Origin of the sequence: Mesorhizobium sp. B1-1-6, from assembly GCF_006443035.1 — a bacterium.
Classification (GTDB): domain Bacteria; phylum Pseudomonadota; class Alphaproteobacteria; order Rhizobiales; family Rhizobiaceae; genus Mesorhizobium.
On the sequence record NZ_VFWR01000012.1, the window covers coordinates 23,726 to 39,237 of the forward strand.

Genomic DNA, 15,512 nt, shown 5'->3' on the forward strand with positions numbered 1-15,512 from the left:
TCCATTGAAACGGGGACAAAACCGCCGGAAATCCAGGGTTCCGGCCTTTTCTCGATCTGGCACGGCGCTTGCAAAACTCTCGACAGCGGCGAGCGACCGGAGCGCCGCGATGGGAGAAGTCTTGCGGGGCGGCGCGTGCCGTTCCCTCCGGCCAGGGAGATAGCAGATGCACATGGCAGACCAATCACGCGCGCCCGCCGCGCAGCGCAAGCCGCTTTACGCCCAACTCTACGTGCAGGTGCTGGTGGCGATCACCGTCGGTATCCTGCTCGGCCATTTCTATCCGTCGCTCGGCGAGAGCATGAAGCCGCTTGGCGACGCCTTCATCAAGCTGGTCAAGATGATCATCGCCCCGGTTATCTTCCTGACGGTCGCCACCGGCATCGCCGGCATGAGCGACCTGCAGAAGGTAGGCCGCGTCGCCGGCAAGGCGATGCTCTACTTCCTCACCTTCTCGACACTGGCGCTCATCATCGGCCTGATCGTGGCCAATGTCGTGCAGCCCGGGGCCGGCTTCAACATCGACCCGGCGATGCTCGACGCCGCGACCGTCAACAGCTACGCCGCCAAGGCGCACGACCAGTCGGTCACCGGCTTCCTGATGAACATCATCCCGACGACCATCGTCGGCGCCTTCGCCGACGGCGACATATTGCAGGTGCTGTTCTTTTCGGTGCTGTTCGGCATCGCGCTGGCCCTGGTCGGCGACAAGGGCGCGCCGGTGCTCAATTTCCTGCAGGCGCTGATGGCGCCGATGTTCAAGCTGGTCAGCGTGCTGATGAAGGCAGCCCCGATCGGCGCCTTCGGTGCCATGGCCTTCACCATCGGCAAATACGGCATCGGCTCGGTCATCAACCTCGCCATGCTGGTCGGCACCTTCTACATGACCGCTTTCCTGTTCGTGTTTATCGTGCTGGGCGCCGTCTGCCGCTACAACGGCTTCTCCATCCTGTCGCTGATCCGCTACATCAAGGAGGAGCTGCTTCTGGTGCTGGGCACCTCGTCTTCGGAAGCGGCACTGCCCTCGCTGATGGAGAAAATGGAGAAGGCCGGCGCGAAGCGCTCGGTGGTCGGGCTGGTCATCCCGACCGGCTATTCCTTCAACCTCGACGGCACCAACATCTACATGACGCTGGCCGCGCTGTTCATCGCGCAGGCGACGAACATCCACCTCTCCTTCGGCGACCAGATCCTGCTGCTCCTGGTGGCGATGCTTTCCTCCAAGGGGGCGGCCGGCATCACCGGCGCCGGCTTCATCACCCTTGCCGCCACGCTTTCGGTGGTGCCGGCCGTGCCTGTCGCCGGCATGGCGCTGATCCTCGGCGTCGATCGCTTCATGTCGGAATGCCGGGCGCTGACAAACTTCGTCGGCAACGCGGTAGCGACGCTGGTGGTGGCGCGCTGGGAAGGCGAACTCGACGAGGCCAAGCTGGCCAGAGCGCTGGCGGGAACGGCCGACGACAGGCTGCCGGCGGACATCGTTCCAGCCGAGTAGTCCGCACGGTCGCACAGCGATAGCAAATGGCCGGAGGCATCGCCGCCTCCGGCCGTTTTTCGTGTGCTCACCCGTGTGAGGCAGCAGGACGCGCACGCCGCGCAGCTTGAGCTCGGCCATCAGTGTCCGCCCTCGTGTCCGGGATATCTGCTTGGCCCTTCGACAGGCACGCGGGCCGTGCCGTCGTCGAACAGGACAAGGCTCGCCGCGCCGATCAGCCCGGCGTGGCGGCCGAGCTGGGCCTGAACCACCGGCACGTCGCGATAGGCGCGCATGGCGCGCTGGCGGATGGTCGCCTCTATTGCCGGAGCCATCAGATCGAGGCCATTGGCGATGCCGCCGCCGACGACCAGCACGTCGGGCGAATAGAGATGCAGGAGGTTGGTGAAGCCGACGCCGAGCCAGCGCGCTTCCTCCTCGAGCAGGGCCAGGGCGAGATCGTCCTGCAGCCGCGCCGCATCGACGACATGGCGGCCCGTCACCTCGCCGTTGGCCGAGAGGCGGCGCAGCGTCGAGCCGTCGAAGGCCGACGTCGCGGCATTGGCGCGGCGGCCGAGCGCGGTGCCCGAAGCGATGGCCTCGAAACAGCCGACGACACCGCACATGCAGCGCTCGCCTTCATCGGTGATGGTCATATGGCCGATCTCGGCGGCAAGGCCGCGGCGGCCGTGCAGGATGCGCCCGTCGACGACGACGCCGCCGCCTATGCCGGTCGAGACGGTGACGAAGACGAGCGAACGGGCGCCGTGGCCGGCGCCGAAGCGCCACTCGCCGAGCGCTGCCGCATTGGCGTCGTTCTCCAGCCGCACCGGCAGGCCGAGCCGCCGCTCGAGAATGTCGGCGAGCGGCACGTCCAGCCAGCCGGCAAGCGTCGGCGGCCCGACGGCGATGCCGGCCAGCGGATCGAGCGGTCCCGGCGCGCCGACGCCGACGCCAAGGATGGCGAGCGCCGGCGCCTCGGCATGGATGGTCGCGGCGAGAGCCTCGATCTGGCCGATCACCACTTCGGGACCGGCCTGCGCCTGCGTCGGCACCGCCGCGAATGCCAGTATCTTGCCATCACGGTCGACCAGGGCGGCACGAAGCTCGGTGCCGCCCAGATCGATCGCGAGAGCGGCCTCGTTGCTCATGCCGCGACTTTCAGCCCGTGCAGCCAGCCGATGCGGCCGGCCAGATCCTTGTCACCGAAGGCGAGCGAACCAAGAACCACGGTCTCGGCACCCGCGGCACGCAGCAGCGGCACCGTCTCGTGGCGGATGCCGCCGTCGGCGGCAAGAACCACGTCCGCCTCGCGGCCGGCTTTCCTCAGGATGGCGCGGGCAGCGCCCAGCCTGTCACAGGCTTTCTCCGAAAGGCCTTGCCCCTTGACGCCGATCGCGGTTCCCAGAAGCGTGACGAACGCGACTTCGGACACGAAGGGCCTCACCGCTTCGACGGACGTTTCCAGCCGCAGCACGACGCCGGCTTCGGCGCCAAGTTCGCGCGCCAGCCGCACGGCGCGCAATCCTGCTTCGCCATTCTCGGCATGGACGCTGATCATGTCGGCGCCGGCCTCGATGAATTGGCGCGTCTGTTCCTCGACGATTGTCCCGTCGACCATCAGATGGACATGGATGGGCTTGGCCGTCAGTTTGGCAATACGGGCGACCAGATCGGGAAAGAACAGGAAGGACGGCGCGAAGTAGCCGTCAGCGACATCGATGTGGTGAAGATCGACATAGGGTTCGATGCGCCTGAGGTCGCTCTCGAAATTGGCGAGATCGGCCGACCACAGCGAGAATTCGGCGATCAGACGATCGCGCGGCAATGCGGCGATGGCGGCCGGGCCTGAAAGGAGTTTCGAGATCATGACTGGTCCTGGTTGTTGAAATTTTTATCGAGAAAGCCGCCGATCGCGGCACGGATTTCGGCGAAGTGGCGATCCTTGTCGGTGGCCTTCGGTGTCACCTCGGTGAAGATCGCGTTGAGGATTGTCTTCGCCAGTTCGCGCGCAATCGCCAACGGATGGACGAGATCGGTACCGCTGCCGATGACCAGTGTGGGGACAGCGAGCGAGCCGGCCACGCCACGCGAGACGCCGGGTCCATCGCCGGCGACTGCCTGCATCATTTCGGCGAAGTCCGCTGCATTGTCGCGTTCGAAGAAACCGAGCAAGGACGCCAGATTGTCGGGTGCCTCGGCGCGGAACCGGGCCGCCGTGGCCGAAGCGGCAAAGACGGCGCGCGCCTCGTTCGGCGGACGGTTTCGGATGAGCTCGGCCACTGCCGCATAGGGACGCATGTTTTCAGGGGCCGCGTCGAAGGCCCAGGCAGGCCGGACCAGCACCAGGCCGCTGACGCGCTCGGGATGCCGGACGGCCAGGCGCAGCGCGATCGCCGCACCCATCGAGATGCCGCCGGCGACGAAGCGTTCGATGCCGGCCGCATCGGCGGCGGCCAGCACGTCGTCGGCGAACATGGCGATCGAAAAGGGGCGCTTATGGCCGGCACCGGAGCCGCCTTGGGCCCGGCATTCGACGGTGAGCCGGCGTCGCGACGGGCTGTCGGGAAAATTCTGCGCCACCTGGGCGGCATCACCGCCGAGACCGTGCTGGAAGACGACGGAAAGCCTGCCTTGCTCCGTGTCGAAGATACGAAGCGCAGCATCGTCGCGAAGCATGGTCGTCGGTGCGACGCTCATCGGAGCAGGCGGCGCAGAAAGGCGGCAACGGCGGGAGCTTCGTCGGCCGACAGTCCGTGCGTGACAAGCGGGCCATCGAATTTCACAGTGTTCAGCCGCGCGACGAAATCCGGAAAATCGACAATGCCCTCCCCTGTTGTGGCAAAGCGGCCGTCGGCATGCCGGTCCTTGGCATGCGCCATGGCTATATGGGCAGCGGCCTCGTCGATCGCCGCCGCGACGATGGCGCGCGCCTCCTCCGGCGTCGTATGCTCGAACAGGTTCGCCGGATCGAGCACGATCTTCAGATGCTTCGAGCCCATGTCGGCGATCAAGCGGGTGGCATCCTTCGCCGAGGTGACGATGTTGGCCTGTTCGGGCTCGATGCCGAGATCGACGCCTGCGCCTTCGGCCAGCGCCAGCGCCTTTTCCATCTCAGTGGCCATGTCGGACCAGGCGGCCGGTGTGGCGTTGTCGGGATGATAGGCCCATTGGTCGGCTGCATTGCGCGAGCCGGTGCAGAGCGTGACCAGCGGAATGTGGAGGGCGGCGGCTGTATCGATGACGACGGCAAGGCGGCGAAGACCATCATCGCGCACCGCCTTGTCTGGATGCGCCATGTTGTAGGTGCCCGACAGGGCGGCGAGCGATACGCCTGTTGATCGGGCGGCGGCGCGAATGGCCGAAATGGCTGCGTCCGGCACCGCATCGGGCATCGACGGCAGGCCGGCGCAAGCGAGATTGAATTGCGTCGTCTCATAGCCCGCCTGCCGCACTGCTTCCAGCACAACAGCCGGCTCGGTGCCCGCAAAGGTCTTGGCGAAGACGCCGAGACGCATCAGACCGCACCCGAGACGGAAGCGAGCTCGATCCGCTCGCTGGTCTCGACAGAGCGGGCAATGGCGACCATGGCGCGGATCGAGGCAATGCCGTCCTCGACATTGGCGCCGCGCATCGGCGCGCCGTTCAGCACCGTGTCGGCGAGACCTTCCAGTTGGCGGCGGAAGAAATGGCCGTCGGCGCCGAGCGGTTTTCGCGAGGTCGCGTCCTTCTCATGGAAGATATCGACCTCGCTGGCGCGGAAGTACCAGGGATTGAACGTCTTGGCGATGACGGAGCCGTTCTCGCCATAGAGCTGGAAACCCTCGTGCCAGTCCATGCGTACGGCGACGGTGAGATCGAGATGGCCGAGCGCGCCGCTGGCGAACTCGGTCTCGACGAACCAGCAATAGGCGCCGAAGCGTTCGTTGAGACGGGCGCGTACGGCCGTGATCTCGCCGCAGAGGAAGCGGGCCGTATCGACGAGATGCGAGCCGTGCGCCAGCATGAAATACTGCCGGAGATCCGCCTTCGGATTGCCGGACGGTTTCTTCGCCAGCTTGCTGGTGACAGGCAGCGGCTGCACCGCATCCGTGTTGGTGTAGCGGTGGGTGGAATCGCAATACCAGGCCTTCAGCGCCAGCACCTCGCCCATTTCGTCGCGGACGAAGTCGCGCGCCGCCTCCAGCGCCGGATCGAAGCGTTTCATGTGGCCGACCTGCAGGATCCTGCCGGAGCGTTTCACCGCCGCCGCCAGCGCCTCGCCTTCCTCGACCGAAGTTCCGATCGGCTTTTCGCACAGCACATGCTTGCCGGCGTCGAGCGCCTTGATCGACATCGGCACGTGATAGGCGTCCGAGGTGGCGACGATGACCGCTTCCAGCTCCGGATCGGCGAGCATCTCGTCATAGTCGGCATACATCTTCCGCGGCTCATAGCTGACGCCCATGCGGGCGAGCAGGTCGGGTGCGGCGTCGCAGATGGCGTAGAGGTCGGCATTGCCTGCCTTGACGCAGGATTCCAGATGCGCGAACTGCGCGATGGGGCCGCAGCCGAGCACGCCGACCCTGAGGCGCCTGTCCTGTTTCCTGATCATCGTCTCAGGCTCCGTAGCCGCGCATCGTCTGGCGGTTGGTCTTGACCGCGCCGGCAGGATCGGCGGCGGCCGTGTCGGATTCTTCCTCAAGCACCAGCCAGCCGTTGAAGCGCGGCGCCCTACCGACGATCTCGATCACTTCACGGGTGTCGCAGACGCCTTTACCCAGCATCGCCCAATCGCCCTTGGCGTCGACGTCCTTCAGATGGATGTAGCGGATGCGGTCGCGGTAGGTGGTAAGCGTATCGGCCATGTCCTTGTGGCCGCGCAATATGTGGCCGGTATCGGGCACCCAGCCGACCAGGTCGGGTTCGAGCAAGGCAAAGATCGCGTCGTAGTCGGCGCGGTCGAACAGCAGCGTGTTGTGGTGCGAACTCGGATGCACTGCGACCTGGACGCCGGCCTTTCGCCCGATCTCGCCGGCCCTGTTGTAGACCTCCGCGGCGATAGCGAATTTGTCGTCGCGCGAGCCGTTGGAGACGACGGTCGCCGAGCCCATCGAGACTAGCGCACCTGGGAAGGCGGCAGCGAAATCGATCCAGCGCCTCGCGGCTTCGAGGTCGGCGCCGATCTCGTCCTTCAGCGTGAACCCGCTTTTCGAACCGAAGGCGAAGGAGACCAGCGTCAGGCCGGATGCTCCAAGCGCCGCGGCGAACTCCGTCGGTTTGCCTGCATAGCGGCCGATCATGGTGTCGGTGATCTCGATGCCGGCATAGCCGCCATCGGCGATCGCCTTCAGGAGATCGTTGGGGCCGCCGGTCCAGGCCTTGCCGAGCATCTCCCAGGTGAAGGTCTGGCAGCCGACCTTGAGCTTCGTCTTCGTCATGTCGTTCATTCCTTGACGCCGCCCTGGGTTTCCTTGGCGCCCCTGGGTTTCGCATGGTCTATAAAAATTTTACGCGCGTCAATATTCAATATGTTGTATAGCGGCTACGAGGAATGATCCATTGGCGGGCAACGGATCGGGCAGAGCGTGGCCGCATCGGAGGAACGACAAGAAAATGCACGGACAATCGAAGACGAAGCTTGGGATCGGCGTCGTCGGATGCGGCAACATCTCGATGACCTACCTGCGCAATGCCGCGCTTTTCGGCGGCATCGAGCTGCGCGCCTGCGCCGACATCTCGGCCGACATGGCTACCTTGCGCGCCAAGGAATATGGCATTCGTGCGCTCGGCGTCGATGCGATGCTGGCCGATCCCGAGATCGATCTCGTCCTCAACTTGACCATCCCGGCGGCACATTTCGACGTCTCGTTTTCGGCGCTTTCGGCGGGCAAGCATGTGTTTACCGAAAAGCCGCTGGCGACCTCGGCCAGCGACGGGCGCCGCTTGGTGTCGGAGGCGGCCAAGCGGGGGCTGCTGCTCGGCTCGGCCCCCGACACTTTCCTCGGCGCCGCCGGCCGGCGGGCGCGCCGCCTGATGGACGATGGCGCCATCGGCCGCGCCGTGACCGGCACAGCCTTCATGATGGGCCGCGGCATGGAGCACTGGCACCCCAACCCACAATTCTACTACCAGCCGGGCGGCGGCCCGGTGTTCGACATGGGCCCCTACTATCTGACCATGCTGGTCAATTTGCTCGGTCCCGTCCAACGCGTCATGGCAATGGCGACGCTGGGCCAGCAGGAGCGGCTGATATCAGCCGAGGGACCGTTCAAGAACACGACCTTCAAGGTCGGCACGCCGACCAACGTGCTGTCGCTGCTCGAATTCCGGTCGGGCGCGACAGTCACCTTCGGCGCCTCATGGGACGTTTTCAAGCACTCCAACCATCCGATCGAACTGCATGGCACGGAGGGCTCGCTGCGCCTGCCCGACCCCGACACGTTCGGCGGCACCGTGTCCTTGTCCGAGCGCGGCGCCGAGTGGAAGGATTTCCCCAGCGAGGGCGAACTCTACGGCGCCCGCAACTGGCCCTATGCCGCGCCCGACCGCGCCAATTATCGCATGCTCGGCGTCGCCGACCTTGTGCGTTCGCTCGCGACAGGTGCCACGCCCCGGGCGTCCGGCAATCTGGCGCTGCATGTGCTGGAGATCATGGAGGCGATCCTGCACTCCGGCGAAACGAAAAACCCGGTCGCCATTGCTGGCGATGTCGTCCAGCCGGCCCTACTCTCGGAGGACGAGGCGCGCGGCCTGCTCGCCTAGATGCAATCATGACGGAGATTGCGATGACGCTCGATCCTGATGCTCTGCGTGCCCTGGAAATCGGCCGCGCGGCCGGCGGTGCGCCGTTCGAGAACGGCAGCGTGGCGGCGGCGCGGGCCGCCTACAACGCTTCGTTCCCGGCGCAGCAGGGCGAACATGAGCCGGTCGCGGCGACGTCGCAGCGGCAGATCGACGGACCGAACGGCCCGGTTCCGATCCGCATCCATCGCGGCATCGGCGCACCGCGAACCGGCGCGCGCGCCGTGCTCTATCTGCATGGCGGCGGCTGGGTCATCGGCAATCTCGATTCGCATGACGAGATCTGCCGCTGGCTGGCCAATCTGGCCAATGCCCTCGTCGTCTGCCCCGATTATCGACTGGCACCAGAGCACAAATTCCCCGCCGGGCTCGAAGACTGCGCGGCAGCGCTCCGCTTCATCGCGCAAGACGCCGGGGAGCTCGGCATCGATCCTGCCCGTATCGCCGTTGCCGGCGACAGCGCCGGCGGCAATCTTGCCGCCGTGCTGGCACTGCTCGCCCGCGATGGGCAAGCACCGCCGCTTGCCGCCCAGATCCTGATCTATCCCAACACCGATGCCCGCCAGACGGCGGACAGCTACCGCCGTTTCGGCAACGGCTTTGGACTGACCGCCGCCACCATGGCCTGGTTCCGCGACCACTATGTGCGCACCCCGGACGACATCAAGGACTGGCGCGTTTCGCCGCTGCTGGCACCGAGCCTTGCAGGCGCGGCGCCGGCGTTTGTCGTGACCGCCGGTCACGATATCCTGGCCGACGAAGGGACCGCCTATGGCGAACGCCTGCTTGCTGAAGGGGTGCCGCTGGTCCTGCGGCACTGGCCGGGCCAGATCCACGGCTTCGTCTCGATGGGCCGCTACATTCTCGCCGCGCGGCAAGCGATGAGCGAGGCCGCGGCCTGGCTCCAATTGCAGACGCGCGCTCAGGCCGACTGACGCATCACCAGGGTCGCGCCGAGCTTGACGTTTCGCACGAGGTCATGCGCGGGCGGGCGGGCCTCGTCGAGCAAGGCCAGCAAGATCTCGACGCTGCGGCCGGCCATTGCGGCGAAGTCCTGCGCCATGGTGGTGAGCGGCGGACAGGTGTAGCGGCTCAACGGGTGGTCGTCATGGGCGGCGACACGGAAGTCGCAATCGGGCTTGCGGCCGATCTTCAGCCCGCGCGTGAAAGCGGCCGACATGATGCCGAAGGCGAGCCGGTCATTGGCGCACAGGATGGTGCGACCAGGCAGGCCTCCCTTGTCGAGCGTCCTTTCCATCCATTCATGGCCGATCCGCTCGAAGTCCCAGGTGTAGTCGCGCGCCGCGTTGATGACGACAGGCTCAAGGCCGGCGGCCCGCATCGTCTCGATATAGCTTTGCAGTCGCTCGCCCGAATTGTGGTTGACGTGCGGGATGTCGACATACACCGGCGGCTCGCCGGACCGGCAGAGATAATCGACCATGATCGACGTGCTCTGGTGGTTGTCGTTGCCGACGAAGGGCGTGTCACCCTCGATATAGGTGTCGAAATAGACGATCGGGATGTCTTTGCCCATCCGTTCGAAGACGCCCGGCTCGGAGACCGATCCCAGCGGGGCCACGATGGCGCCGGCCACCTTCAGCGAGGTGAGCGTCTTGACCGATTCCGACTCAAGCCTGGGCGAACCGTGCGAGGAGATGACGATCGGCCAAAAACCCTCGTCGCGGCAGCGCAGTTCAATGCGGCTGACCATCTCGGCATAGAACGGATCGGTAATCGCCGGCACGACGATGCCGACATTGCGGGTGCGCTTGCGGTTGAGATTGCGGGCGAAGAGGTTCGGCTGATAATCCGAGGAGCGAAGCGCGGCCTCGATGCGGGCGCGCGTCGCCGGCTTGACGCTCGTCGGATCATCGAAATATTTCGACAGGGTCGGCCGTGACACGCCGCACGCCCGGGCGAAGTCATCCATCGTGCGGTGCGTCTTTTCCGCCATCGATATTCAGGGTCCCTTGCCCTCGCCCGCCGCCCCGGCCGACACCAGTCACGCGGCCGTTGCCTGGAAGCAGCAATGCTCGACCGAACTTGTCCAGTCAAGTTTTAACGGTTCCCAATAGATCGCAGAGTCATTACGCGCGTCAAATTATTTATTTACGCTTTCAAAGCAACACTGGAGCTTCGGAAGGAAGCCAAGGGGATAGGCCCGGGTCTTGCATCGACGATGATAAGTTCGCATTGGGCGCATCCATGGGCGGGAGGCGTCCGCGACGCCTCCCGCCCCGAACATCATTCGCCCCGCATCGTCGCCTGGAAGGCCGGCAGGTGCTTTTTCTGTGCTTCCAGCATGCGTTCGCGGTAGACGCCGTAGATGACATCGGTGTCGTGCAGGGTCACGCCCGCGATCGTCGGCGAGGCGAAGACCGGCAGTTCGATGCCGCGCTTGGCGAGCTGCTCGGCGGTACGCGCGACCAGCTCATGCGCCAGGATCATGGCGAGCACCGTCGAAGAGCCGGAGACCGGACGGCTCCAGCCCTCGACCGGCACGATCGCATCCTCGATCGGCGAGCAGGTGTCGATGACGAGATCGGCCGCGTCGGCCAGTCGCTTGCCGGAGGAGTGCGTCGCGGGCTTGTCGAGATTGTTCTTGCTGGTGACCGCAACGACGAAGATGCCGCGCTTCCTGGCATAGAGCGCCGTATCGATGCCGGAAGAGTTGCGGCCGCTGTGGCCGAAGATGATGATGGAGTCACCCTTGTTGAGCGGCTGATGATCCAGGAATTTTTCGGCGTATTTCTCGGTGCGCTCCAGCCACAGCAGCTCACGCACGCCGCCGGCGCCGAGCACATTGTGCCACATCACGCGCGGGTCCGTCAGCGGGTTGAAACCGACATAGCTGCCGTAACGCGGAAACACTTCCTGCACCGGCAGCACCGAATGGCCTGAACCGTAGAGATGGATCAGACCGCCGCCTTCAAGCGAGTCGGCAAAGCGGCTGGCTGCCTGGGCAAAGGCCGCTTCATTGGTTTTCGCTGCCTGGTCGATGAGGGCGGCGAGACGGTGAATGTAGAGGTCGGACACGTGGGTACTCCTGTTAGTGTCTGCTTGGGTGATGATGGATCAGCTTCGCGGATTTGACGGGACGCGCCCGGCGCGCAGCGTCGAGCGTATCTCGTAGCGGTCGCCACGCATGATGGAGACGGTGAACTCGAACGGACCGCGCTCGTCGGTGGCGATACGCTCGACCACGAAAGCCGGACTGCCGATCGGCAGATCGAGCAGCTCGGCATCCGCCGCGCCAACCGCGCCGACGCGATAATTCTCGCGCGCCGCCACCGGCACGATGCCGTAGTGGCGCTCCAGCGCTTCGTACAGCGATCCCTGCAGCAGGCCGGCGTCGAGGAAGCCCGGCACACGTGCGGCTGAGAGCTGCGCCGTCTGGATGCCGATCGGTTCGTTGTTGCCGAGCCGCAGCCGCCGGATGCGCACCACCGGGTCACCCTCCTCAATCTCCAGCGCGCCGGCCGCTGCCGCATTGGCGGTGGTGAGGCTGCAATCGAGCAGGCGCGAGCCGGCAACGACGCCGATATTGCCCATCTCCTGAGTGAAGCTCGTCAGTTCGCGGGTGCCGGCGACGAGCGTGGTGGAGCGCACGAAGGTGCCGCGTCCGTGTTCGCGGCGCAGCAATCCGCTTTCCTCCAGATTGCGCAAAGCGTGGCGCAGCGTGATGCGGCTGACCCCGAACAGCGCGCCCAGCCGGTCTTCGGCCGGGATCTGGTCGCCCGTCGCCCATTCGCCGCTCTTGACGATGGCGCGGATGGCCTCCTCGACCTGATACCAGAGCGGCTCGGGCCTTCTGCGATCCGGCTGCTGAAAACTGGCTTCACTCATCGGATCTGTCTCCACCCGCTTCCGGCCTGCCCGGCCACTGCCGCACCGACCAGGCCTGCGCCAGGGCCGAACGCGCCAGCCTTGAGAGAAATGCCGCGCAGATGCGGCGGCAGTTGGCGCCGCAGCGCGGCAAGCAGCGGCGGTCCGATGACGTCAAGCGCATCGGCAAGGCCGCCGGAAACCAGGATCACCTGGGGGTCGAGCAGCGCGACGGCGCCGGCAAGCGCGGTGCCCAGCCGGCGCGCCGGCAGCTCGAGCAAGGTCTGTGCCGCGAGTTCGCCCGCCTGGGCAGCCGCGATCAGCTGGCGGCCGCTGGCAAGGCCGACCTGACCGGCAAGCGCGTCAAGCGCACGGCCCGATGCAACGCGCTCCAGCCAGCCGCTGCGCTCCTCGCCATGGTCCTTGATGTCGGCGCAGGCCCAGCCGAACGAGCAGGCGCCGCCATGCGTGCCGGCGACGATGCGGTGGTTGGCGAGCACCGCCGAGCCTATGCCCGTGCCGATTGCCAGCAGGATCGCATCCGACATGCCCTTCGCGCTGCCTTCAACGGCTTCCGCCAGCAGGGCGATCTGCGCGTCATTGCCAACGGCGACGCGCAACCGCGGGAACAGCGCCGCGATGTCGACACCGTCGAGCCAAGGGAGATTCGGGATCCAGCGGCAGACCGACCCCTCGACGAGACCTGGCACCGCCAGGCCCAACGCCTTGACCGCGCCAGCCTCGGCGCAAAGCGCCGTGATACGGGCGACGAAGGCATCAAGGCTTGCCGGCGCCGGTTCGCGGCTCGGCCTCTCCAGCGCGCTGACATTGCCGGACTGGACGGCAGCGCGCAGATTGGTGCCGCCGAGATCGATGGCCAGAACCCGCGTCATCGGCGCCCTCCGGCAGCCGGCGGCGCGAACAGACCGCTGCCGGCGTTCCAGGAATGCGAGGCCGCCGCGAAGGCCTGCGCATGGCGCGTGCCGCGCAGGCAGCCACGCAGACGGTAGAGCGCGCTGTAGTAATCGACATAGGGGAAGCTGCTCAGGCCCCGCGCCAGCTCGTATTCATGCACCGCCTCGCTCCACGCCTCGAAGCCGTCGCTGACGTCGACCAGGTGCTCGGGGCGGAAACCGTCATCGTCCTCCCAGTTCTCGCCGAACAGCAGCAAGCCCGGCGTAAAGGCGGCATGGTCGCGCGCAACAGTCGGAAGGGCGGCGAAGAAGATGCCGGTCTGCGTCAGCTTGGCTGCGGCGCGATGGTCCTTGTGCCAGCTGCCGTGCCAATGGGTTATGACCACTTCCGGCTTCAGCTCGCGAATGACATCGCACAGTTTCAGCGCCGTCTCGTCGTCGGAAGGCAGGAAGGCGTCATGCAGGCCAAGATTGCGTATGGCGACGCCGAGGCGAGCGGCGGCCCTGCCCGCTTCCTCTTCCTTCTGAGCGCAATAGTGCTCGGGGATCAGGCACGGATGGCCCTGCTCGCCCATGCTCAGGTGCAGGAACGTCACCGTGGCGCCCCTCATTACGGCGGCCGCCGCCAGCGGTCCGGCGATCACCTCGGCATCGAAGGCATGCGCGCCGACGACCAGGATGGATTTGGCGGCATAGATCCTGTCCTCGATCATTTCATGCCTCCCCCGGCGCCTACGCCCTCTCGAATCTGGCGGGCGAGCAGACAATACATGATCAGGATCGGCGCCATGGAGATCGCCAGCGAGGCGAACACCAGGCCCCAATCGGTGCGGTACTGGCCGACGAAGACGCTGATGGCCAGCGGCACGGTCTTGTAGCGGTCGTCGAAGATGAAGATCAGCGGGAAGAAGAAGTCGTTCCACACGGCGATCGCCGTGAAGATGGCGACGATCGACACCGCCGGCTTCACCATCGGCAGGATGATCTGGAACAGGATGCGGACCTCGCCGGCGCCGTCCATGCGTGCCGCCTCGTCGAGTTCGGAGGGCAGGACGCGCATGAAATTGGCGAAGATGAAGACGGCGAAGGGAATGCGGATCGCCGAATAGACGAGGATCAGTCCGGTCAGGGAATCCAGCAGGCCGAGATTGCGCATCAGCGTGAACAGCTCGACCGAGGCGAGCCTTATCGGCAGCATGATGCCGGACAGGAACAGGCCGAGCATGATGGCGTTCCAGCCCAGCCGGTAACGGCTGAGCGGATAGGCGGCCATGGCCGAGACGACGATGGTGAGGATGACCGTCCCGGCGGTGACGATCAGGCTGTTGATGAAATTGTGGCCGAGGTCGGCGCGCGTCCAGGCGTTGACGAAATTGTCGAAGGCCCAGCTTGCCGGCAGGCCGAGCCGGTTGTCGTAGATTTCGGCCGTCGACTTGAAGCAGGAGACGACGAGGATGTAGAGCGGCAGCAGCACGGCCGCCGTCCACAGGGCAAGCACCGTCCAGCCGGGCAGCCGCGAAAGCCGGCGCGAGATCACGGGATTGCCTGCCATGGTCAGCGCGCTCATAGCTGCACCGTGCGGCGGTCGAAGAAACGCAGCATCAACAGCGTGCCGACGCTGAGGATGAGGAACAGCATGGTGCCCAACGCCAGCGCCAGGCCGATGTCGGTGATGCCGACGGCGCCCTCCGCGCCGAAGGCCAGCCTGTAGAAATAGGTCACCAGCGTGTCGGTCGAATAGCTCGGATTGCCCTGCACGCCTTGCATCACATAGACGATGTCGAACTGGTTGAAGGTGTTGATAAAGGACAAAGTCGTCAGCGTGCCCAGCGCCGGCATCAGCAAGGGCAGCGCGACGGAGAACAGCATGCGCGCATTGCCGGCGCCGTCGAGTTTCGCCGCCTCGAAGATCTGGCCCGAAATCTGCCGCAGGCCCGCCGTGTAGATCAGCACCGGCAGGCCCATCCAGTTCCAGGCGTCGACGGCGACCAGCATGGCCAGCGCGGTGTGGCTGTTGCCAAGCACGGTCAGGCTGCCCTGGTGCAGGCCAAGCCCGTTCAGCGCCCATTCGACCACGCCGCCCGGCGCCAGGAGCAGGCGCCACAGCGCACCGACGATGACCGGGCTCAGCACCGCGGGGAAGAAAAAAACCGACTGGAAGAAGGCCGCACCTCGATCACGCAGGAACAGCAGCCAGGCGAACAGCAGTCCGATGCCGTTCTGGAAGACCATGATGCCGAAGAACCAGGCGGTGTTGTGCCAGAGCGCGCCGTAGAGCCTGGCGCTACTGGGGAAAACGAACAGGCGCGAAAAATTCGACAGGCCGGCGAACTCGGTGATGCGCAGCCCCTTCCAGATGAAGAAGCTGCCCCACAGCGACATCGCCAAGGGATAGAGGACGAACAGGGCGTAGACGGCCAGCGCCGGCAGGATGAAAAGCACGGCCATGCGCTGCTGCGTTCGCTTCAGGCTGCTTTTGCGGCGACGATCGATCATGCGTGGCTTGCCCGGTG

At 65.8% G+C, this 15,512-nt stretch carries 16 protein-coding genes; 3 read left to right on the forward strand and 13 right to left on the reverse strand.

Annotation, left to right across the window (positions count from 1 at the left end):
- Positions 1-166: 166 nt before the first annotated feature.
- A complete protein-coding gene (locus FJ979_RS22830) occupies positions 167-1,495 on the forward strand; it encodes a dicarboxylate/amino acid:cation symporter (protein ID WP_140583849.1) in 1,329 nt (442 codons plus the stop codon).
- 119 nt (positions 1,496-1,614) lie between these two features.
- Here the strand turns inward: FJ979_RS22830 and FJ979_RS22835 are convergent, their stop codons facing one another.
- The 6 genes from FJ979_RS22835 to FJ979_RS22860 are packed head-to-tail and all read right to left on the reverse strand — an operon-like array spanning position 1,615 to position 6,894.
- Entirely contained in the window at positions 1,615-2,625 is a 1,011-nt protein-coding gene (locus FJ979_RS22835; RefSeq protein ID WP_140583851.1) for an ROK family protein, read from the reverse strand.
- Positions 2,622-3,344, reverse strand: a complete 723-nt coding sequence (locus FJ979_RS22840) for a ribulose-phosphate 3-epimerase (protein WP_140583853.1) — start codon at positions 3,342-3,344, stop codon at positions 2,622-2,624. Before FJ979_RS22840 ends, FJ979_RS22835 begins: the two co-directional genes overlap by 4 nt.
- Complete coding sequence (locus tag FJ979_RS22845) at positions 3,341-4,174, reverse strand: alpha/beta hydrolase (RefSeq protein ID WP_140583855.1); 834 nt, start codon at positions 4,172-4,174, stop codon at positions 3,341-3,343. Before FJ979_RS22845 ends, FJ979_RS22840 begins: the two co-directional genes overlap by 4 nt.
- Entirely contained in the window at positions 4,171-4,992 is an 822-nt protein-coding gene (locus FJ979_RS22850; protein WP_140583857.1) for a sugar phosphate isomerase/epimerase, read from the reverse strand. Before FJ979_RS22850 ends, FJ979_RS22845 begins: the two co-directional genes overlap by 4 nt.
- A complete protein-coding gene (locus FJ979_RS22855; protein ID WP_140497706.1) occupies positions 4,992-6,068 on the reverse strand; it encodes a Gfo/Idh/MocA family oxidoreductase in 1,077 nt (358 codons plus the stop codon). Before FJ979_RS22855 ends, FJ979_RS22850 begins: the two co-directional genes overlap by 1 nt.
- A gap of 4 nt (positions 6,069-6,072) precedes the next feature.
- Positions 6,073-6,894, reverse strand: a complete 822-nt coding sequence (locus FJ979_RS22860) for a sugar phosphate isomerase/epimerase (RefSeq protein WP_140497704.1) — start codon at positions 6,892-6,894, stop codon at positions 6,073-6,075.
- Between the two features lie 175 nt (positions 6,895-7,069).
- Between FJ979_RS22860 and FJ979_RS22865 the strand changes: the two genes are divergently transcribed.
- Both FJ979_RS22865 and FJ979_RS22870 read left to right on the forward strand, forming a co-directional pair.
- On the forward strand, positions 7,070-8,218 hold the full coding sequence (locus FJ979_RS22865; RefSeq protein WP_140497702.1) for a Gfo/Idh/MocA family oxidoreductase: 1,149 nt from the start codon (positions 7,070-7,072) through the stop codon (positions 8,216-8,218).
- Between the two features lie 23 nt (positions 8,219-8,241).
- A complete protein-coding gene (locus FJ979_RS22870; RefSeq protein ID WP_140584005.1) occupies positions 8,242-9,192 on the forward strand; it encodes an alpha/beta hydrolase in 951 nt (316 codons plus the stop codon).
- On the opposite strand, the gene FJ979_RS22875 is transcribed toward FJ979_RS22870, so the two are convergent.
- From FJ979_RS22875 to FJ979_RS22905, 7 genes are all read right to left on the reverse strand, one after another.
- A complete protein-coding gene (locus FJ979_RS22875; protein ID WP_140497700.1) occupies positions 9,180-10,214 on the reverse strand; it encodes a LacI family DNA-binding transcriptional regulator in 1,035 nt (344 codons plus the stop codon). The genes FJ979_RS22870 and FJ979_RS22875 overlap by 13 nt on opposite strands.
- A gap of 290 nt (positions 10,215-10,504) precedes the next feature.
- Positions 10,505-11,296, reverse strand: coding sequence for an SIS domain-containing protein (locus FJ979_RS22880; protein ID WP_140514582.1), 792 nt, complete (start codon positions 11,294-11,296; stop codon positions 10,505-10,507).
- Positions 11,297-11,335: 39 nt separating this feature from the next.
- Entirely contained in the window at positions 11,336-12,106 is a 771-nt protein-coding gene (locus FJ979_RS22885; protein WP_140497696.1) for a GntR family transcriptional regulator, read from the reverse strand.
- Positions 12,103-12,978 carry an ROK family protein gene (locus FJ979_RS22890; RefSeq protein ID WP_140520923.1) on the reverse strand — a complete coding sequence of 292 codons (876 nt, stop codon included), beginning with the start codon at positions 12,976-12,978 and terminating at the stop codon, positions 12,103-12,105. The genes FJ979_RS22885 and FJ979_RS22890 overlap by 4 nt, the downstream gene beginning before the upstream one ends.
- Entirely contained in the window at positions 12,975-13,712 is a 738-nt protein-coding gene (locus tag FJ979_RS22895) for a PIG-L family deacetylase (protein WP_140583859.1), read from the reverse strand. Before FJ979_RS22895 ends, FJ979_RS22890 begins: the two co-directional genes overlap by 4 nt.
- Positions 13,709-14,566 (reverse strand): carbohydrate ABC transporter permease, encoded by an 858-nt coding sequence (locus FJ979_RS22900; protein WP_140555548.1) that lies wholly within the window; start codon positions 14,564-14,566, stop codon positions 13,709-13,711. Before FJ979_RS22900 ends, FJ979_RS22895 begins: the two co-directional genes overlap by 4 nt.
- Positions 14,563-15,495, reverse strand: coding sequence for a sugar ABC transporter permease (locus tag FJ979_RS22905; RefSeq protein WP_140514575.1), 933 nt, complete (start codon positions 15,493-15,495; stop codon positions 14,563-14,565). The genes FJ979_RS22900 and FJ979_RS22905 overlap by 4 nt, the downstream gene beginning before the upstream one ends.
- Positions 15,496-15,512 lie beyond the last annotated feature (17 nt).